The organism is Stenotrophomonas sp. SMYL8 (assembly GCF_036320065.1).
GTDB classification, from domain to species: Bacteria; Pseudomonadota; Gammaproteobacteria; order Xanthomonadales; family Xanthomonadaceae; genus Stenotrophomonas; species Stenotrophomonas maltophilia_A.
On sequence record NZ_JAWIRR010000002.1, the window covers coordinates 18,398 to 38,085 of the forward strand.

Genomic DNA, 19,688 nt, shown 5'->3' on the forward strand with positions numbered 1-19,688 from the left:
GCGCGGAAAAGGATTGTCGTATCCAGGGGTGCCGAACGAGGTTAGCATCAACGCGCGATCAGCCCGCGTTGCGCGGCTTGCGCGTACGCTTCGGCTTCGCGGTATCGCCGCCGCTGGCGGCGCCATCCTGCAGCGCCTGCAGCCAGGACAGGGTGTCCACGTAGTCGATGAAATGCCGCAGGTAGCCAGGGCTGGTCGCCTGCATCGTGTCCAGCATGCGCTGCACCAGCACCGCCGAGTTCAGCGGGCCGCCATCGGCCGGGGCCTCGGTGCGCAGCGAGCGGCGCACCTGCAGTTCGCTGCGCAGTTCCGACCACTCGCGCTGTACCTGCGCCAGCATCGGCACCTGCGGGTAATGCGGCAGCGAGCGCGACCCCGCATCGAGGTCGCGCACCAGTGCGCGCAGGCCCTCCAGTGCGGGCGGCTTACTTGGCATCCGGGGCCTTGGGCTTGGGAATCGGCGCGATCTCCACGCGGCGGTTGCGCGCGCGGCCGGCTTCATCGGCATTGGAGCTGACCGGCTGCTCGCTGCCGAACGCGGCGGCAAACACCGCATCGGCCGGTACGCCATCGGCAATCAACGTGCGGGTCACGGTCAGCGATCGCTGCGCGGACAGCTCCCAGTTGTCGGCGAAACGCCGGTTGCCTTCGCGCACCGGTGCGTCATCGGTGAAGCCGCTGACCATCAGGATCTCTTCGCGCGTGCCCAGGTAAGCGGCCAGCGGTGCGGCCAGGCTGCGCAGCAGCTCCTGGCCTTCCGGCTGCAGCTGGTCCGAGTTCAGCGCGAACAGCACGCTGCCGCTGATACCGATGCGGCCATCGACCAAGGTCACGCGACCGGCGGCCAACGGGCCGGCCAGTGCCTGTTCCAGGGTCTGCAGGCGCTTGGCTTCGGCCTGGCGCTGCTTCACTTCCTGGTCCAGCCGCTGCGACAGCTCCAGCTGCACGGCGACCACACCGACGAGTATCAGCACGAACGCACCCAGCAGCACCGACATCAGGTCGCCGAAGGCGGCCCAGATCGGGGCGTGCGAACCGCCATCGACCTCCAGCTCGTCGCTCATGCGCTGCCGGCCTTGCCGCGGCGCGTGGCCAGCTGCTGCAGTTCTTCCATCACCTGCTTCTGCGACAGCAGGCTGAGGTCGACCACCTCGCGCGCCTGCGCCACGTAGTAGGCCAGCTGCTCGTCGCTGCGCGCCAGCGAGGCATCCAGTGCGCCGCCGATCTGTTCCAGACGGCCGGACAGCTCGGTGGAAGCGCTGCCGAACTGCGCAACCGCGTCGCCGAAGGCGCCAGCCAGCTGGCCGACGTCACCGGCGCTGCCGCTGAGCGCTGCGGCAATGCCATCCAGCTTGCCGGTCTCGGCGGCGATATGGTCGGTGAAGCGGTTGCCGACGCGTTCCAGCAGCTCGGCCGAACCGTCGACCAGCGCGTCCACCGCGGTGCGCTGCTCGTGCGAAGCATGGTTGATCGCATCCAGCAGGGTCTGCACGGTGGCCAGCAGGCGGCCGCGCTCTTCCAGCATCGCGTTGTCGCGCACCAGGCTCTCGGAGAGCGTGCTGCGCAGCTCGTTGATGACGTCGGCGGCGGCCTTCGGCGCAGCGGCGGCGGTCTGCAGCAGGGTGGACACTTCGGCCAGCGTGGCGCTGGCCTGTGCGCGACCGTTCTCGCCAATCTGCTGTGCGGTCTCGGCCAGCGTGTCGCAGACCTGCTGCTGCTGCGCAGCCAGGCGTTCGCCGTTGGCCTGCAGGCGCTCGGCCAGATCGGCGGAAACGTGCTGCAGGGCATCGCTCCAGCGCTGCAGGCGCTGTTCGTCGCCGGCCTGCAGCTGGGCCTGCAGCGCGGCGTGGGCCTGCTGCAGTTCGGCACTGACCGCATCCCAGCGTGCCTGGCGCTGCTGCTCGCGGCTGTCCAGGCTGGCCTGCAGTTCGGCGTGCGCGGTCGCGGCGGCGGCCTGCGCGGCCTGCCACTGCTGCGAGCGCTGCTCTTCATGATCCTGCAGCAGCGACTGGCTGGCGCTGTGATGCTGTTCCAGTGCCTGCAGCAGCGCCTGCGCACGCGCGTCCAGATGCTCGCTGGTGGCCAGCAATGCCTGCTGCTGGCGTTCGACCAGCGCGGTATTCAATGCCTGCTGCTGATCGGCGGCGGCGCGCCAGGCCTCGGCATTGCCGCTGGCATCGGCATGCAGGCGCTCGCCGATGCGTGTCACCAGTGCTTCGGCCTGCGTGCCCTGGCCATCGCTGAAGGCCTGCAGGTGCTGACGCAGATCACTGACCAGTGCCTGCTGTGTCTGGCTCTGTTCACTCAACGCCTTGGCCCAGCTGGCCTCGGTCGCCACGCGGCTGCGCTCGAAGCCTTCGCTCAGGCCAGACAACTGCTGCTGCACCGCCTGTTCGACACGGGCATGCAGCGCCTCACCATGGTGGGCCAGTCCGGCCAGGGTGGTCTCGGCCATCGGCTGCAGCGCGCCACCGATGGCGGCGGCGCTGGCCTCGGCACCCTCGCGCAGCGACTGCTGCAGCGAGACGGCCAGGCGTTCCTGCAGCGCCTGGCTCTGGGTCAGGAACTCGGCCTGGCCGGCCAGCAGGCGCTCATTGGCGGCTGCACTGTGCTGTTCGAAGCTGTTGGTCATCGCCTGCAGGCGGTCGACCAGCGCCGGCAGTGCGGCGGACTGCGCCTGCAGCAGGCGCAGCGATTCGGCGCGCTGCCAGGCCTGCGAGTATGGGTGCAGGTCGCCGGCAATGGCGCGGTCCAGCTGCTGCACGGCCTGCAGGCGGTCGCGGCGCAGCAGCGCTGCCAGCAGGCCGAGCATGGCGGAGCTGGCCACACCGGCGATCGAGGTGCCGAAGGCCACCGCCAGGCCCTGTACCGGCGAGGCCAGCGAGCCGCGGATGGCTGCCATGTCGGTCGCGCTCTGCAGGGCCAGTCCAGTGCCGCGCAGCGTGTCCATCATGCCGAGCAGGGTGCCGAGCATTCCCAGCAGCACCAGCAGGCCAACCAGATAGGGGGTCAGCACCGGCGCGGGCAGGGCGGTGCGCTCGCCTTCCACGCGCAGGCGCACGGCGTTGCGCAGGCCCATCGGCACGCGCTCCAGCCAGGGGGCAAGGCTTTCCTTCGCGCTGGACAGGTCACTCAGCGCGCTGCGCAGGCCGTTGCTGGCCTGGCGGTAACGGTACAGCTCCACCCCACCAGCGATGTAGCAGGCCGCGATGATCGCCGCCACCGCTGCACCCAGTGGATGCACCGAAACGTAGCCAATGCCGATCCAGCACACGGCCAGCAGGCCGACAAGGAAAACAACGACATGGAAAGCAGTTCTGGACATGGTGTTCCGGTCAGTGGGAGCGCAGGGCGTCTTGCAGCCCTTCGATCGGGTGGAAGCGCAGCTGCAGCTCGGCAAGCAGCAGGGTGCGCATGTCATGGCGGAAGGCCGTGCGCCAGCCGGGCTGGCCGTGCACGCGTTCAAAACGGGCGCCGAGCACCGCCGGCGCGGTGGCCAGCAGGCTGTGCTCGCGCGGGGTGAGGGTCTGTTCCATCACCGCATCGACCTCGGCCAGCCGTGCCAGCTCGGGTGAAGCCTGCACCAGCTGATCGCGCAGGCGGCCCCGCAGGCGCCCGGTGGCGGTCTGGATGGCCTGCTGCAGTACCCGGTAGCGCTGGCGCAGCGAGGCGAAGTTGGGTGCGGCGGCGGCTTCGGCCAGATCCAGCAGGCGCTCGGCCTCGGCATCCTCACTGATCGAGGCCAGCAGGCTGGCATGGGCCTGGGCGCAGTCGTCCAGCACATCCCCGGCCGCTTCGGTGGCCTCACCCGGCTCGGGCAGGCGTCCGCCGAGCGCCCCGGACAGGGCCACGGCACGGCTCCAGTCCACCCATTGGCCGAGGCGATCGGTCAGGGCGGGACTGCTGGCCGGCATCGCGCCGTCGCTGAGACGGGCGAGCAGGCGGAGGAATTCCGGTCCACCCAGGACCGGCTGCGCTGCGTTCGCCATCAAGGGGTGAGGGGCCAAAAACCGTCGATTTTACAACCAGATGACCCGGCCTGGATGAAGGCGGGGCCGGGGGAGGGGACCCGCAGGCGCGACAAGGCTTAGAATGACCGGCTGCACCCATCCCGTTCGACCCTTGGAGTACCCCATGACTGTTGCGCAGTTCTACCCGATCGGCACCCCCGGACAGCCCTGGGGCGACGCGGAACGCGCACAGTGGCGGGCCCGCCAGCAGCGCCAGCGCAGCTACCACGACGACGTGGTGGCCGCCCTTGAACGCCTGGACGACAGCTTCGATGTAATCCAGTACGGTCAGCTGGACTATGCACCTGACCATTACCCGCTGTTCGCCGTGGTCAACCACGACTGGAACCCGGCGCTGCCGACCGCGCTGATCACCGGCGGCGTGCATGGCTACGAGACCAGCGGCGTGCATGGCGCCCTGCAGTTCCTGGAACAGCAGGCCGAGCGTTACCTGGGCCGGCTGAACCTGATCGTGGCGCCGTGCGTCAGCCCGTGGGGCTACGAGCGCATCCAGCGCTGGAACCCGGATGCGATCGACCCGAACCGCAGCTTCCGTGACGGTGGCCAGATCGAGGAAGCCGCCGCGCTGATGCGCTGGGTGGCCGAGCGCAAGCCGAACCTGCTGGTGCACCTGGACCTGCACGAGACCACCGACAGCGACCTGCACGAGTTCGATCCGGCGCGCTGCGCCCGCGACGGCAAGCCGTTCGAGCGCGACACCATTCCGGATGGTTTCTACGTGATCGGCAACAGCGAAGATCCGCAGGCCGAGTTCCAGAAGGCCCTGATCGCCGCAGTGGCGCCCATCACCCACATCGCCCCGGCAGACGCCGAAGGCAACCTGGTCGGCCTGCCGCTGCAGTCGCCGGGCGTGGTCTGGGGCGAGTCGCGTTCGATCGGCGCCTGCGCCGGCTTCACCGACGCGCGCTTTGCCACCACCACCGAGGTCTACCCGGACAGCCCGCGCACCAACCCGCAGGAATGCAATGATGCGCAGGTGGCGGCGGTGTGCGCAGGCCTGGATTTCGCCCTGACGAAGTAAGGCACGTGGGTGTGCAAGCGGACCCGGCAGGTTCCTGCACGATGCGCCGGGTCATAGGATCGATTGTCGGGTTACGATCGGGCGATGACCACGATCAAGATTCTGCTCCGGCCATCACTCGTATCGGTCCTGGTGGCGACGACCGCACTCGGTGGATGCAAGCTGTCGGCGCTCGATCTGACGCCGCCGCGGGTGATCCAGCTGTCCTGCAGCAGCACAAGCGCCACGCCCCAGGCGCCGATGGTGTTGATCCTGGACTCCGGCCAGGCGTCGGTGGTCTGGGTCAACCGTCCGAGCGCGCGCGCGGGCAAGCTGGAGGTGGAGGCGAACCTGTATCGGCTGGATTTTCCTTCGATCGCTGGCGCGGGCAGGCTGCAGGCGGTGATCAACCGCTACGACGGTAGAATGGCGTTGAGCGGGCCTGGCACAGATGTGGCCGGCGCTGGCCAGCCGCAGATGTCCTGTGAGGTACAGCCTGTGCAGCCCAAGGTATGAACATGCCCGATACATCGTCTGATCTGATTGCCGTGCTTACCGGCGACCTGGTCAAGTCCACGGAGATGGACGCGGCCACCATTGATGACGTCCGTGAAGTGATTTCCGTTGCCGTGGCCCAGGCCATGGAGTGGCCTGGGCCGGGCATTGTCGGCCCCGAGTTCTACCGGGGCGACGCCTGGCAGCTGGCGGTCACCCAGCCGCACGGTTTCCTGAGGTTGGCGACCTGGATCAAGGCCAAGCTTGCCGCGTCGGAGTCGCGGGCGCGCACGCGGATCGCGATTGGACTGGGTACGGTAGAGGCATTGGACCGGAAGGCGGTGTCGCGTTCGCTGGGTGAGGCATTCGTGCTGTCCGGTCGGTTGCTTGAATCCATGGGGCGCACGCAGGACATGGACGTAGCCCTGCCAGTACAACGGGAGGATCTGTACTGGTTACCGGCAGTGGTGTCTGCCTGCGATGTTATTGTTGCGCGCTGGACACGCAGTCAGGCTGAGGTGGCGTCGTTGTTTCTGATCCCCGATGCCCCCTCGCAGTTGGAAGCTGCCAATGCGTTGAACCGGCACCGACAATCGGTGAACCGGGTCTATCACGATGCTGGCGTCTTTGCCTTGCTGGCGCTGATCACGGCGGCTGAACGTGCACTGATGCAGCCGTACGGGAGCGTTCACGGTTCTGGAAAAGCAACTAAATAGCGTTGCTTTGGCTTAAGCAACTAAATTTCGTTGCTTTTGGCGGCGACTTGGCTATCGCGACGCGAGTCACAGGAAGGACTCACAGGCAGAAAGGACATGCTTGAAACGCTGCTCGTACTGTTGACCGCTCACCTTGTCGCCGATTTCGTGCTGCAGACCACGAAGATGATCGCGCGCAAGCAGGAACTGCATGGCTTGCTGCTGCACGTAGCAGTGGTGCTGCTCGTCATCGCCGCGCTGACCGGTTCAATCAACCCATGGGTCTATCTCATCATCGGTTTCAGCCATGCGGTGATGGACTGGATCAAGGTGCATTGGCTCCCGGATGGTGTGCACGCATTCGTCATTGACCAGTTGGTGCATATCGTCTTCATCGTGTTGATCGCGTTGATGTTCCCTCACGTTGCCCGCGATGGCTGGTACGGGATGATCCCGACCCAGGTCCAACTGTTGATGTATCAGGGCATGTCGATCGCGAGCGGCTTGATCCTGGTGGTCAACGTCGGCGGCGTCCTGGTGGAGAAGCTGCTTGCGCCGTTCACGGCAGGACTCAAGATGGGAAGCGCCGAATCGGCGCCTACGACCGCAGCCGCGCAGAGCGACGATCACAAGGGCATGCAGACCGCAGGGCGCTATATCGGGCGGCTGGAAAGGGGCCTGATCTTCATGTTCCTGCTGCTGGGCCAGCCGGAGGGCGTGGGGTTGATGCTGGCCGCCAAATCGGTGCTGCGCTTCGCCGACCGGCAGGCGCGGGCACACACCGAATATGTGATCATCGGTACCATGCTCAGCTTCGGTTGGGCCATCGCCGCAACCATGTTGACCAAGCTCGCCATCTCGCATTGGCGCTAGCGGCTGCGGCGTTGTGGCGCCGGGCCATGCATGGCGGGTTGGGCGCGAGCTAACCCAGCAGGATCACGCCCCACACCGTGCCGACCATCAGCAGTGCGGTGGTCTGGGCGGCGCTGCCCATGTCCTTGGCGTTCTTGGAAAGTGGGTGGTGGTCAAGCGAGATGCGGTCGACCACCGCTTCGATGGCCGAGTTCAGCAGCTCCACCAGCAGGCTGATGAAGCAGACCGCCAGCACCACGGCGCGTTCGACTCGGCTGATGTCCAGCAGGAACGCGGTGGCGATCAGCAGCGCATGCAGCAGCAACAGCTGCCGGAAGGCCGCTTCGCCACGGAAGGTGGCGATGAAGCCGTCGCGCGAATGGATCAGCGTGTAGAAGATGCGGCGAAGGCCGGTCTTGCCATGCGGGTATTTACCGCTGTCCTTGGGGGAGGGGGGCTGCATGCCGGTCCTGCCATGAAGTGATCTCACGACAGGATGTGCAGGCGGGCGTCGGGAAAGCGTCGGACGCCCGTTGGATTTTCCTTCAGCCGGCCTGGCGCTGCGCCTGGATGGCCTGGTCGAGGGCATCCAGATCGTCCGTCGGCGAGGCCAGCCAAGCCGGGTACGCCTCGGTCTCGACGAAGGCGGAGGATCGCAGCACATCATCGAACGCCGGATTGTCCTTCTCCGGGTGGCGCAGCAGGCCGGACATCAGCCCGCAGATGCGGACGGCCGCCTGGAAGGCGCCCTGCAACGAACCGGCCGGCTCGGTGACCGTGTTGAGGAAGGCCGCATAGGCCGGGCCATCGAAGATGAAGTCCTCGCGCTGCTGGAAGGCTTCGCCGCTGAGATTGGTTTCGCCGGAGACGTGCCGGGAGAATCCCCAAGACCAGATGTCGAGGAAGCGCAGGTCATCCAGCATCCGGCGCGCATCGTCATTCAGTGGAACGGCGCCGGACAGCGCGTGCTCCAGCGTGGCCGCTGCGAACAGCTCGGTGCCCTGGTGGGCCAGGAAATCGCTCAGGCAGCGCAGTGCAGCGGGATGGTCCGGGTCCAGCTGCAGCGCCCGGTAGATCACCCGTGCGCCTTCCACGTGACGGCCCTGGGCGATGAAGATGTTGAGCGCGTGGTGGGCGAGCTGGTCGGCGTTGAGGTCGGCAATCCGGGTCATCGGGTCTGGCTGGCGTAGGTGAACGGTGGGCGCCAGTCTGACAGATCACTCATTCGGCCGGGCTGCGTGAATCGCGCATCGAGTAGATCACCGAGAAGATCTTCCAGCCCCGCTCGGTGCGGACCAGTTGCCACATCTCCTTGCCCCAGTTGGTCTTCACTCCATCGTCGTGGAAGCTGTAGTCAAACGACACCGAGGCCACATCGCCATCCGTTTCGATCTTCGTGTTGAAGAATTTCTCCTCCTTCGGTTTCGGCGACGCAACGACGCCGTCGATCAGCGCGATGAAGTTGTTGGCGGGAATCTGCCGTGCCTTGATCGCATCGGGCTTGGCCTTGCGGATGTCCTGCAGGCGCACATCCTCGGAGACAAACTGCCAGCCGATGTCTTCCGCCTTGTCCGAGAAGAACAGGCCCATGTAGGTCGGCTTGTCCTTGTTGATCAACGAGGTGCGGAACGATTCGACCACCTGTTCGATGGCTTTTTCATCGGCTGGACTGTGGGCTGGACTGTTGTTGCCGGCATGGCCTGGCGACGCTGACAGCAGAAGCGCGAGGAGGGCGAGTGGTGCTCTTGATGTCTGCATCTGCGGCTTCCGGGGACAAGGGGATGCTGCCGGGGCATTTCGTTACATCAGCGCCCCGGCGCATCCCTTCATTCAACGATGCAGCGCGTCGATGATCAACCCGGTAGCAATCTCCACCAGCAGGTACTCGCTATCGGACTGCCGGACCCAACGCTGGTCGCGGCCCGGCTCGCGCAGGTGGTAGCTCGCATAGTCATCCACCCAGTAACGGCGGTCCACTTCCGCCCATGGCAGGCGCTCACCGCGACGCCAGGCCTTCTTCTGCCAGCCCGGCGGCGGTGCATCACGGTTGTGCGGGCCACCGGCGTGCGGCGGTGGCCCGTTGCCGCGCGCATGGTGCGGCGGATCGGCGAAGGCCGGTGCCGCGGCCAGCGCGGCAGCCGTGGTCAAAGCAATGGCGAACAAGCGTGCGGTGTTCATCGCAACCTCCGGGCCTTGCCGCTGCATGCGGCGTCGTGCCGTGGAGTATGGATCAAGGAATGTGAACGGACTTTTGAGCTGTCACCGTAGCAGCAGGGCGCATTCCACGGCGTTGCAGCTGGCGGCTCGGGCACGACGCCGCCGCCTCCGGCATGGCCGCCTCAAGCGCGCTCGCGCGCCTCATACCAGTTGCGTGACCGGTTCACGATCTTCACCACCGAAAGCATCACGGGTACTTCAATCAGCACCCCCACCACCGTGGCCAGCGCCGCACCGGAGTGGACACCGAAAAGGCCCACGGCCGTCGCCACCGCCAGTTCGAAGAAGTTGCTGGCGCCGATCAGTGCCGACGGCCCGGCCACACAATGCGCCACACCCAGGCGCCGGTTGAGCAGGTAGGCCAGGCCGGAGGTGAAATAGACCTGGATCAGGATCGGGACCGCGATCAACGCAATCACCATCGGCTGCTGCACGATCTGCTGGCCCTGGAACCCGAACAGCAGCACCAGCGTCAGCAGCAGCGCCGACAGTGACAGTGGCCCCAGCTGGCGCAGCGCCGTCTGCAGCCCGGATTCGCCATGGCGCGACAGGATCCAGCGCCGCAGCAATGCGGCCACCAGTACCGGAACCACGATGTACAGGCCGACCGACAGCAGCAACGTATCCCACGGTACGGTGATGGCCGACAGCCCCAGCAGCAGCGCCACCACCGGCGCATAGGCCACCACCATGATCGCGTCGTTCAGTGCCACCTGGCTCAGCGTGAAGTTGGCATCGCCGCGGCACAGGTTGCTCCATACGAACACCATGGCCGTGCACGGCGCGGCGGCCAGCAGGATCAGGCCGGCGATGTAGCTGTCGATCTGGCCGGCGGGCAGCCAGTCGGCAAAGGCGTGGCGCAGGAAGAGCCAGCCCAGCAGCGCCATCGAGAACGGCTTCACCGCCCAGTTGATGAACAGCGTCACCCCGATGCCTTTCCAGTGCTGGCCCAGCTGGCGCATCGCACCGAAATCCACCCTCAGCAGCATCGGAATGATCATCAGCCAGATCAGCACCGCCACCGGAAGGTTGACCTTGGCCACTTCAGCCGCCGCCAGGGAGGCGAAAGCACCTGGCAGGAAGTGCCCGAGCAGCGTGCCGACGATGATGCACAGCGCGACCCAGAGCGTCAGGTGGCGCTCGAACAGGCCCATGGGTGCCGCTGTGCTCATGGCGTGCGCGCTGCCGGCAGCAGATGGCCGATCTGGTCCAGCGCCTGCTGCAGCATTCCGCGGTCCTGCCACACCTGCCCGGGCAGCGCCAGCAGGGCTTGCACGCGTGCCTTCACGATGGCATGCGCGTGGGCGAAGGCGGCAGCCTTGTCGGCATCGCTGCCCCCTACCGCGGCCGGGTCCGGCAGACCCCAATGGCTGCGGATGAAATCACCGAACACCACCGGGCAGGCTTCCGCTGCCGCCGCATCGCAGACGGTAATCACCAGATCCATCGGAGCCGCGTCGGCGAACTCATCCCAGGATTTGCTGCGCAGTCCCGCCACCGGAATACCTTCCGCGCGCAGCTGTGCAAGCGCGAACGGATTGACCTGGCCGGTCGGGTGGCTGCCGGCACTGTAGGCCGTGAAGCGGTCGCCGCCCCATGCGCGCAGGGTGGCTTCGGCCAGCACGCTGCGCGCGCTGTTGCCGGTGCAGAGAAACAGGATGGAGTGGGACATGGTGGCGTTTCCGAATCAGCAGCTGCAGGGATTGCCCGACGGCGCGCACTGTTCGCTGGGCGAACCGGCGCAGCAGTTGTGCGTGAGGTACTCGATCAGGCCGCTCATTGCCCTGAAATTCGCTCGGTAGCAGACGTGGCGGCCCTGGCTCTCGCTCTCGACCAGGCCGGCCTGTACCAGCTCCTTCAGGTGGAAGCTGAGGGTGGCGGGAGGAACCTGGAGCGTTGCGGCGATGTCGCCGGCCATGCGACCGGCCGGGCCGGCTTCGACCAGCAGGCGGAAGGCTGCCAGGCGGGTGGCGTGGCCGAGTGCGGTGAGCGCAACGATTGCATTTGACGTTTCCATATTTCTAGAATAGTGGAATGAATGAGCCGAGCACAAGTCCTTCGCTGCCCCATCTGAGGCAAGCCTCGCTTCCCCAGCCTGACCACCAGCGGCTGGCCGCCGAACGCCAGGGGCCACCACGCATCCTGCTGCTGTACGGCTCACTGCGGCCGCAATCGTTCAGCCGCAAGCTGGCACTGGAAGCCGAACGCCTGCTGCAGCATCTGGGCTGCGAAACGCGCGTGTTCGATCCACATGCCTTGCCGCTGCTGGACAGCGTGGACAAGGGGCATCCGGAAGTGCAGCGGCTGCGCGAGTGGTCGCACTGGTCGGAAGGGCAGGTGTGGGTCAGCCCGGAGCGGCACGGCATGGTGACCGGCGTGTTCAAGAACCAGATTGACTGGCTGCCACTGGAAGACGGCAGCGTGCGGCCGACCCAGGGCCGGACGCCGGCGGTGATGCAGGTCTGCGGCGGCTCGCAGTCGTTCAACACGGTCAATACGCTGCGGGTGCTGGGCCGCTGGATGCGCATGCTGACCATTCCCATCCAGTCGTCGGTGGCCAAAGCCTGGCAGGAGTTCGACGAAGACGGGCGGATGAAGCCTTCGCCCTACTACGATCGTGTGGTGGATGTGGTCGAAGAACTGGTGAAGTTCACGCTGCTCACCCGCGGCCGCGCCGACTACCTCGTGGACCGTTACAGCGAGCGCAAGGGCGATGCGTTGGCGGTGGAGCTGGCGCGGGCGGCGGGAGCGACCGGCGTCTAAGGCGGGTGCCGAATCGCGTGCGGTTCCTGCTCAGCTAGTCGGCGCGGGCTGCAGGGCTTCCAGCACCCGGCAATCGGCCACGCGCCCGCCGGGGCAGTTGCCGATCATCCGCTGCAGCTCACCCTGCAGCGCCTGCAGGTCGGCAATCCTGCGCGCGATGTCGGCAATGTGTGCCTTCACCACGTCATCCACCGAACTGCACTGGTGCTCGCGTTGCTCGCCGAAGGCGATCAGTTCGCGGATCTGCTCGATGGCGAACCCCAGCTCGCGCGCACGGCGCACGAATGCCAGCCGCCGTTGGTCCTGTGCGTCGTAGCAGCGGTAGTTGCCCTGCGAACGCAGCGGCGGCTGCAGCAGGCCGATCTTTTCGTAATAGCGGATGGTCTCTGCCTTGGTGCCTGTCTGGCGGGCCAACTGGCCGATGGTGAGTGGGGCTGTCATGGGCTTGACCTTGTAGGGGCTACAAGGTTGATAAAGGCAGCTCCCTTTCATTTCAAGCCCGGGCACGCCCGGCGGAGCGCCCCCATGGACCAGTGCTGCGGCCACAAGCGCCAGGAGCTGGCATCGATAGCGCTGCACAGCGCCCAGCAGCGGGTGCTGGTGGCGGTGCTGGCAATCAACCTGGCGATGTTCTTCATCGAGTTCGGCGCGGGCCTTGCCGCGCGATCCAGCGCCCTGCAGGCCGATGCGGTCGACATGCTGGGTGATGCCATCGTCTATGGCCTGAGCCTGTGGGCGGTAAACCGGGGCGCGCGCTGGGAAGCGGGCGCGGCGCTGGCCAAGGGCCTGCTGATCCTGGCCTTCTTCGTGTTCATCGTGTTCGAAGTGGCCGGCAAGCTGGTCAACGGCGTGCCACCGTCCAGCACGCTGATGTTGATGTTCGGTGGCATTGCCCTGGTGGCGAACCTCACCTGCCTGGCGCTGCTGTGGCGTTTCCGCAGCTTGAACATAAACATGAAGAGCACGTTCGAGTGCTCGCGCAATGACGTGGCCGCGAACCTGGGCGTGCTGGTGGCCGCAGGTGGCGTGGCGATGACCGGGCGCGGCTGGCCGGACATTGTCGTCGGTGCGGTGATCGCCCTGTTGTTCCTGAGGTCGGCAGTGGGCGTGATCGCGGAAGCGTGGCCGGCATGGCGGGCAGCACGCCGACAGTGACTCAGTTGCGGTGGTGCCTGCTTGGGCAGATCGCCACCTGTTGGCTGCGCTGATCGATCAGCACCACCGCTTCCTGCAGCGCATGGGCGCCCACCACCGCTTCGGGATAGCGCTCGGACACCCGTACGTGCAGCCCCTGCAGTGCCAGGCCGCCAATCAATACGGTGGCATCCAGCCGTGCGCGTCCGCCATCGACCTCGCCGTGACTGAGGGTCAGTCGATCCCCGGTGGTCACTGCGATACCGGCGGCCTGCCGGAAGAGTGCGGTGGGCAGCACCATCGCGACGTTGGCGCCGGTGTCCAGCTGCGCCTCCGTGCTGACTGCTCCAATCTTCACCGGGATGCGGAAGGCGCGTGCATAGGCCAGCGTGTCTGGTTGCGCGGGCAGGAGATCGATGTCGCGGCGGAACTGCAGGCGCCGTTGCGGGTAATCGATGATCAGCACGCCATCAGCGAAGAATCCGCGCGCAAGGATGCCGTCGAACACTGCGTCTTTGGATTGCCGTGCGTTGTAGTCGCGGGTGAGCGCGGTCACGTCGCTGTGGCGCAGCCCTCCGAGCGCGAGGGCGTTGATGCGCACCGTATCGGCCCAGGCTGTCTGCACGCCGTCGGAGTGGCGGGTGCTGGCGTCCGCCGGCAGCGCCAGTTGACGCACCAGGCGGGCGTCCGCGCGGGCCATGCCGCTGGCGCCGGTATCGATGGCGAAGCGGTACGGGCCGCTGCCGTTGACCTGCACCTCCACATAGATGCGCCCGTCGACGATGTCGAAGGGAACGTCGATGATGCGCTCGCCCGGGCGGGCGGCGAGGGAACAGGCGCTCTCCAGCACGGGCGAGGCGAGGGTGGCCACGGAGAGCGTCAGCAGAGTGAGGATGGCGATGCTGCCCCAACGGCGAGCGCCGAGTGCGGTACGGCGATGCGGGGGAATGCGCCTCATGATCCTGTTCCATGGGTGTCCAGGATCTGCTGATGCGTGAGGGAGGCAGGCGGTTGCAGGTGTTTCCTGCCCGCAGGCTGCGCCGAAAGCTGTCGCGGTAATCGGCTGGATCTGAAATCCGCGCGGGTCGAAATGTGACGGATGTCGCAGGCCTTGACTTGAATATGTCTTCGCCTTCAACGATAAAGGCGGCATGTGGCACTGCCGCATTCCGGACCAGGGACGATCCGAAGCATGACGTGATGGGGCTCTACCCCCGCGTTCTCGTTCCCGCCGGCGCTGTGTTCGTCCAGGAAGGAGAACAGGGATGTTGGAACGACTGAAGACCCTCTCGCGTGCCGTGCTGGCGATGGTTGCCCTCGGCTGCTTCGCCTCTGCAGTGGCACAGGCGCAGGAAAGCAAGATTACCTGGCGCATTTCGCAGCCCGGCGGCGATGCGACGCAATACAAGACCCAACAGGCGGCGGTGGCTGCCATCAAGAACCTGCCCGCACCCAGCCCGTTCCCACCGGAGTTCCAGTTCGGCTGGCAATCTGTCGACAAGATCAAGTCGAAAGTCGTGGACTTGAACGGAAACACGTCGATCACCTACTGGATGGGGAAGACGCAGCCCTCCGACCCGGACTGGTCCTACATCGGGCGTGACATATTCCCGACGGAAGAGGCGATGGTGGCCGATTTTCTTGCGGACCAACAAGCCAGCAATCCCGTGTGCCCCGGGGCGGCGGTCACTCCGTCTGGCGATTGGTTTGCGGCTTCGCCCGATCAGGAAGGTGTCATCGAGTCACGCTACTACGATCTGACTTCAATGGCTGGCAACAATACGGCTGAATCGCCGTGCACCCCGTATACCGGGACGGTTGCGGTCGCGCGTACCCGGCGCTTGAACTGCCCGGTTCCGCTCACGCAGTGGTCCAACAAGCACAGCGCCTGCGTCAGCGAAGAGTTCGTTGCGACCATCACCTCGAAGTCGCAGAAGTGCGACAAGGATGGCGGCAACGGCAGCTGCCCGATGTCCCGTAACGATACAGCTACGAACATGAGTCCGCTTCCCGACAAGGACCCGGCCTCCAACGGCGGTACCTGCGACGGCAATGTCGGCAATCCGTGCGACGTCAAAACGGGCGAGAAGTACGAGATCGCGCCGGACTTCGATCTGGGCTGGATCGCGCTGACGCGCTTCTATCACTCCGGCATCTCCACCTCATCCGGTGGCTTCGGCTATGGCTGGACCCACTCGCTGGGCGCCCACCTGGCACTGGATGGCGTTGACAGTGTGGGCATCATTGAAAGTACCGGTTTCCAAAGGGCATTCAAGAAAATCGGCCAGGCCTATGAGGCGGACGACGACAGTGGCGATCGTCTGGTCCAGAACGGCAACTGGACCCTGTACTCGGCGGATTCCATCTCGATCTTCGGCCCGGACGGGCGTCTGGTCGCCAAGCGCTTCCCGGATGGCACGTCGCTGACCTATATCTACGATGACAGCGATCGCCTTGCGGCCGTCACCCACAGCAGTGGCCGCACGCTGGAGTTCGTTTACCAGTCCAACGACTACGAGGCGCTGATCAGTTCGGTGCTAGTCGAAGGCATTCCGCTGGCCACCTATACCTACACGCCTCAGAACCAGGTCGCCACGGTGACCTATGCGGGTGGCGGGGTGCGCACGTATCACTACGAGAACCAGGACTTCCCCCAGCACCTGACCGGCATCACCGCCGAGGACGGTCGGCGCTACAGCACCTTTACCTATGATTCCATCGGCCGTGTTATCTCCAGTCAGCACGCTGGCGGTGCCGATGGCGTGACGCTCGCCTACAGCCCCAACGGCGGTGCAGTCGTGACTGACGCGCTTGGGCGGCAGACCGACTACACCCTGACACCCGGCGGCGACACCGCGCCGTCGCGCAAGGTAACCGGCCTGAGTGATTCGCAGGGAACCGTCAGCCGGACCTACTACGACCAGAGTGTCGACTTCCGCCGCCGTCTGGATACCTACACCGATCACCGCGGCATCCAGACCAAGCACACCTATGCGCAGGGCACCGACCCGGTGAGCGGTCGTGCCGTCAGCATCCATACCGTGACCGAAGCGGTCGGCCTGCCCGAACAGCGGGCGGTGACCACCGCGCGCGACGTCGAAACCAATGCGGTACTGACCACCCGCATCGGCAATCGTGAAACCCGAACGTCCTTCAATACCCGGCGCCAGCCGACAACCAACACGGTGACCGACATCGCTTCCGGTCAGGCGCGCATCACCAGCTACACGTATTGCGAAGCTGCGGACGTGGCTGCGGCAGGGAGCTGCCCTGTGGAAGGGCTGCTGAAGAGCGTGGATGGTCCGCGCACGGATGTGGTCGATGCCGTTACCTACGCCTACTACCCGGCGGATGATGCGGGATGCGCGGCCAATGGCGCCTGCAGCTATCGCAAGGGCGACCTGCGCAGCGTGACCAATGCGCTGGGCCAGACGGTCGAGACCTTGGCCTACGACGCGTTCGGGCGGCCGTTGTCGGTCAAGGACGCCAACGGCGTGGTCACCGATTACACGTACCATGCTCGCGGCTGGCCGACCTCGATCACCGTACGCGGCGCGACCACTGCCGAGGATCGGGTCACCCAGCTGAGCTATTGGCCGACGGGCCAGGTGCAGAAGATCTCCGAGCCGGATGGCAGCAGCGTTTCCTACGTCTACGATGCTGCGCTGCGCTTGACCGACATCGAGGACAACGCAGGCAACACGATCCACTACACGCTGGACAATGCCGGCAACCGCCTCAAGGAAGACACGCTGGATGCTGGCGGCACCCTGCGTCGTACCCTGGCAAGGACGTTCAACACGCTCGGCCAGCTGACCGCGCTGAAGGATGCAGGTAATCACGCCACCGGCTTTGCCTACGATGCCAATGGCAACCCGCAGACGGTGACCGACGCCCTGCAGCGGGTGACCAGCCAGCAGTTCGATCCGCTGAACCGTCTGGCGCAGACCCTGCGGAACGTCGGCGGCGTGGCGGCGGAGATGCGCAGCCAGTACAACGCGCTGGACCAGGTCACCCAGATCACCGACCCGAAGGGACTGCACACCACCTACGCCTACAACGGGTTCGGTGACCTGACCGGCCAGGTCAGCCCGGACAGTGGCGCCAGCAGCTTCACCGTGGATGCGGTCGGCAATCGCAAGACGGCCACCGATGCGCGTGGCGTCACCGCCACCTATCACTACGATGCACTCAACCGCCTGATCGGCGTCGCCTATCCGGACCCCAATCTGGATGTGGGCTACAGCTATGACGTGGCGCCGGCTGCCTGCGCCGCAGACGAGCGCTTTGCCAAGTGGCGCCTGGGGCAGGTGCTGCATGCCAATGGCAGCACCCAGTACTGCCATGACCGCTTCGGCCAGGTCACCCGTAAAGTGCAGACGATCAATGGTGTCGCCAGCACGCTGCGCTACGTCTACAGCAAGTCGGGTCGCCTGACTGCGTTGACCTACCCCGACGGCAGCGTGGCCGACTACGTGCGCGATATCCAGGGCCGCATCAGCCAGATCGGCATGACCCGGCCCGGCCAGGCCCGCCAGATCGTGGTGAACCACGTGACCTACGCGGCCTTCGGCCCGGCGACCGGTTGGACCTATGGCAATGGTCGCCAGCTGCAGCGTCCGCTGGATCTGGACTACCGCCCCCAGGCGGTGCATGACCCGGCCGCAGGCGGCCTGTCGCTGGGCTATGGCTATGATCCGGTGGGTTCGATCACCGAACTGAAGAACGGCACAGGCTCGACGGTGCTGGCCAAGTACGCTTACGACGCGCTGGGTCGCCTGACCCAGACCCAGGACGGTACGACCGGCACACCGATCGAAACCTATGCGTATGACGCCACCGGTAATCGCACCGCGCTGACCACCTCGGCAGGTACCGCCAGCTACACCTATCCCGCAACCAGCCACCGCCTGACTGCGGTGGATGGCGAGGCGCGCACCTATGACGCAGCGGGCAACACCACCAGCATCGGCAGCAAGACGTTCAACTATAACGACGCCAATCGCATGAACGCGGTGAAGCAGGGTAACGCCACACTGGAGAGCTACGGCTACAACCATCGTGGCGAGCGCGTGCTGCGTACCCCGGCCGGTGGCGCAGCGCAGATCACGCTGTATGACGAGGCAGGGCAGTGGCTGGGCAACTACTCGGCCACGGGCCAGGCGCAGCAACAGGCCATCTGGCTGGATAATTACCTGGTGGCGCTGATCAATGTGCCGGGTACCGGCGTGCCGGAGCTGGCCTACGTCCAACCAGATCATCTGGGCACGCCGCGCGTGGTGATTGATCCGGTGCGGAATGTCGCGATCTGGGAGTGGAGCAACAAGAGCGAGGTGTTCGGCAACCAGATACCAAGTGCCGACCCGGATGCCGATGGTGTGGTGTTCGAGCTGGCTCTGCGTTTCCCAGGGCAGCAGGCAACGGATGCGAGTGGGCTGTTCTACAACTACCAGCGCGAGTATGACCCGGCAGCAGGGCGATACTCGCAGAGCGACCCCCTTGGATTGAACGCGGGGATGGCAACTTACGCATACGTGTCGTCAGGTCCGCTTGGTGCTGCTGATCCGTTTGGTCTGTGCGAGGATGATCACGTCTATCGTATTGATCGATTCAGTCTCTGCTCTCCGCAGTCAGCATTCAGAGCTGCAAAGGTGGTAAGTGCCCCAGGTGCGCCGCCGGCCAGAGAGGGATTCACCCCTGACGTTGAGCTTGTCGGGAACGGCGGACGAAACCACATTTCGCAATGGGTGGACTCAAAGAGCATGACAATCGTGAATTCAACGCGTCCCGGCCATCAGTTCCATCCAGGCACGGTATCGTGGAAGGTGGCGCCTGGGCCCCTGGGAATCGGGTCGCAGATAACAATCGTGGGCGAAGGATCCGGGCCCAATCCGATACTCAACGATGCGCTTGGTTTCCTGATTTTTGGTCCGGCGGCGACATTGGCCGCAACGCTTTGCATCGTTGGGCCACGATGATGGTAAAGCTCCTGACAGTGGTACTTCTGATTGGAGTGGGATTTGGATTATCCGATGGCGCTTGCGCGATCGGAAAACGGCCCTTCAAGATGATCCAGTTCTGCGTGCACGACCAAGAGGGCCTGGATCTGTTCAAGCAGACCCTCAGCGCTATCGCCAAGGACGAAAGAATGCAGTTCTTTGATGGCAGTGCTGAATTGGATCGGCAGCTTGCCAGGTCAAAGGTCGACGTGAAGCGTCCTGTCGTCTACGTCGGAGTCAAGCGGGAAGATGGCTCGGGACTGGAGGCGGGGAATCTCGGATTGGATCGCTTCGAAATAGCCATCGGCTTCTCTGAAGGAAGGACGCCCGCCGAGGCCCAGTCATTTTCTGTCCGTGTCGAACGCACCTTGGCCGAGCGCTGGAATGTACTCGCGATTCCACCGGACAAGGGCGCTACGCCGCTGGCATGTCGGGCGGGAAGGCCACAATCGGTCGCGCGATGAAAGAGCTTATGTCGGATGATGGAAGGAGCAGCCTGATC

21 protein-coding genes are annotated in these 19,688 nt (G+C 65.5%); 8 read left to right on the forward strand and 13 right to left on the reverse strand.

Going from position 1 to position 19,688, the window contains the following annotated elements; genetic code table 11:
* Positions 1-58: 58 nt before the first annotated feature.
* From V3B25_RS02145 to V3B25_RS02160, 4 genes are read right to left on the reverse strand one after another with little or no spacing between them, the layout of a single operon-like run.
* Positions 59-436: a DUF2894 domain-containing protein gene (locus tag V3B25_RS02145; RefSeq protein WP_049423037.1), complete on the reverse strand. Its 378-nt coding sequence runs from the start codon at positions 434-436 to the stop codon at positions 59-61.
* Positions 426-1,064, reverse strand: a complete 639-nt coding sequence (locus V3B25_RS02150) for an OmpA family protein (protein WP_049423036.1) — start codon at positions 1,062-1,064, stop codon at positions 426-428. The genes V3B25_RS02145 and V3B25_RS02150 overlap by 11 nt, the downstream gene beginning before the upstream one ends.
* On the reverse strand, positions 1,061-3,325 hold the full coding sequence (locus tag V3B25_RS02155; protein WP_329809936.1) for a DUF802 domain-containing protein: 2,265 nt from the start codon (positions 3,323-3,325) through the stop codon (positions 1,061-1,063). The genes V3B25_RS02150 and V3B25_RS02155 overlap by 4 nt, the downstream gene beginning before the upstream one ends.
* 10 nt (positions 3,326-3,335) lie before the next feature.
* Positions 3,336-3,989 (reverse strand): DUF3348 family protein, encoded by a 654-nt coding sequence (locus tag V3B25_RS02160; RefSeq protein WP_329809937.1) that lies wholly within the window; start codon positions 3,987-3,989, stop codon positions 3,336-3,338.
* A gap of 145 nt (positions 3,990-4,134) precedes the next feature.
* On the opposite strand from V3B25_RS02160, the gene V3B25_RS02165 reads away from it, so the two are divergent.
* The 4 genes from V3B25_RS02165 to V3B25_RS02180 all read left to right on the forward strand — a co-directional run bounded on the left by V3B25_RS02165 (position 4,135) and on the right by V3B25_RS02180 (position 7,094).
* Entirely contained in the window at positions 4,135-5,052 is a 918-nt protein-coding gene (locus V3B25_RS02165) for a M14 family metallocarboxypeptidase (RefSeq protein ID WP_032129976.1), read from the forward strand.
* An 84-nt stretch (positions 5,053-5,136) separates the two neighbouring features.
* The gene (locus V3B25_RS02170) at positions 5,137-5,547 is read left to right on the forward strand and encodes a hypothetical protein (RefSeq protein WP_201116411.1); all 411 of its coding nucleotides are present in this window, start codon (positions 5,137-5,139) and stop codon (positions 5,545-5,547) included.
* Positions 5,544-6,242: a hypothetical protein gene (locus V3B25_RS02175; RefSeq protein WP_152905247.1), complete on the forward strand. Its 699-nt coding sequence runs from the start codon at positions 5,544-5,546 to the stop codon at positions 6,240-6,242. The genes V3B25_RS02170 and V3B25_RS02175 overlap by 4 nt, the downstream gene beginning before the upstream one ends.
* Before the next feature lie 96 nt (positions 6,243-6,338).
* On the forward strand, positions 6,339-7,094 hold the full coding sequence (locus V3B25_RS02180) for a DUF3307 domain-containing protein (RefSeq protein WP_201116410.1): 756 nt from the start codon (positions 6,339-6,341) through the stop codon (positions 7,092-7,094).
* A 49-nt stretch (positions 7,095-7,143) separates the two neighbouring features.
* Here the strand turns inward: V3B25_RS02180 and V3B25_RS02185 are convergent, their stop codons facing one another.
* The 7 genes from V3B25_RS02185 to V3B25_RS02215 all read right to left on the reverse strand — a co-directional run bounded on the left by V3B25_RS02185 (position 7,144) and on the right by V3B25_RS02215 (position 11,307).
* A complete protein-coding gene (locus V3B25_RS02185; protein WP_107433733.1) occupies positions 7,144-7,536 on the reverse strand; it encodes a diacylglycerol kinase in 393 nt (130 codons plus the stop codon).
* 82 nt (positions 7,537-7,618) lie between these two features.
* Positions 7,619-8,245 (reverse strand): hypothetical protein, encoded by a 627-nt coding sequence (locus V3B25_RS02190; RefSeq protein ID WP_201116406.1) that lies wholly within the window; start codon positions 8,243-8,245, stop codon positions 7,619-7,621.
* Positions 8,246-8,294: 49 nt separating this feature from the next.
* Positions 8,295-8,831, reverse strand: a complete 537-nt coding sequence (locus tag V3B25_RS02195) for a nuclear transport factor 2 family protein (RefSeq protein ID WP_329809938.1) — start codon at positions 8,829-8,831, stop codon at positions 8,295-8,297.
* Positions 8,832-8,903: 72 nt separating this feature from the next.
* Entirely contained in the window at positions 8,904-9,251 is a 348-nt protein-coding gene (locus V3B25_RS02200) for an RcnB family protein (protein WP_329809939.1), read from the reverse strand.
* Between the two features lie 161 nt (positions 9,252-9,412).
* Positions 9,413-10,444, reverse strand: coding sequence for an ACR3 family arsenite efflux transporter (arsB, locus tag V3B25_RS02205; protein ID WP_049423026.1), 1,032 nt, complete (start codon positions 10,442-10,444; stop codon positions 9,413-9,415).
* A 14-nt stretch (positions 10,445-10,458) separates the two neighbouring features.
* Positions 10,459-10,962 (reverse strand): arsenate reductase ArsC, encoded by a 504-nt coding sequence (locus tag V3B25_RS02210; protein WP_154352708.1) that lies wholly within the window; start codon positions 10,960-10,962, stop codon positions 10,459-10,461.
* A gap of 15 nt (positions 10,963-10,977) precedes the next feature.
* Positions 10,978-11,307 (reverse strand): winged helix-turn-helix domain-containing protein, encoded by a 330-nt coding sequence (locus V3B25_RS02215; RefSeq protein WP_329809940.1) that lies wholly within the window; start codon positions 11,305-11,307, stop codon positions 10,978-10,980.
* A 17-nt stretch (positions 11,308-11,324) separates the two neighbouring features.
* On the opposite strand from V3B25_RS02215, the gene arsH reads away from it, so the two are divergent.
* A complete protein-coding gene (arsH, locus tag V3B25_RS02220) occupies positions 11,325-12,053 on the forward strand; it encodes an arsenical resistance protein ArsH (protein WP_329809942.1) in 729 nt (242 codons plus the stop codon).
* 30 nt (positions 12,054-12,083) lie between these two features.
* On the opposite strand, the gene V3B25_RS02225 is transcribed toward arsH, so the two are convergent.
* A complete protein-coding gene (locus V3B25_RS02225) occupies positions 12,084-12,494 on the reverse strand; it encodes a helix-turn-helix domain-containing protein (protein WP_101765602.1) in 411 nt (136 codons plus the stop codon).
* Positions 12,495-12,578: 84 nt separating this feature from the next.
* Between V3B25_RS02225 and V3B25_RS02230 the strand changes: the two genes are divergently transcribed.
* Positions 12,579-13,208, forward strand: coding sequence for a cation transporter (locus V3B25_RS02230; protein WP_329809943.1), 630 nt, complete (start codon positions 12,579-12,581; stop codon positions 13,206-13,208).
* A gap of 1 nt (position 13,209) precedes the next feature.
* On the opposite strand, the gene V3B25_RS02235 is transcribed toward V3B25_RS02230, so the two are convergent.
* Entirely contained in the window at positions 13,210-14,145 is a 936-nt protein-coding gene (locus V3B25_RS02235; protein WP_329809944.1) for an aspartyl protease family protein, read from the reverse strand.
* 307 nt (positions 14,146-14,452) lie between these two features.
* Here V3B25_RS02235 and V3B25_RS02240 point away from each other — a divergent pair, with 307 nt between their 5' ends.
* On the forward strand, positions 14,453-19,165 hold the full coding sequence (locus tag V3B25_RS02240) for an RHS repeat-associated core domain-containing protein (RefSeq protein ID WP_329809945.1): 4,713 nt from the start codon (positions 14,453-14,455) through the stop codon (positions 19,163-19,165).
* Positions 19,162-19,650: a hypothetical protein gene (locus tag V3B25_RS02245; protein WP_229301028.1), complete on the forward strand. Its 489-nt coding sequence runs from the start codon at positions 19,162-19,164 to the stop codon at positions 19,648-19,650. The genes V3B25_RS02240 and V3B25_RS02245 overlap by 4 nt, the downstream gene beginning before the upstream one ends.
* The last annotated feature ends 38 nt before the right edge of the window (positions 19,651-19,688 follow it).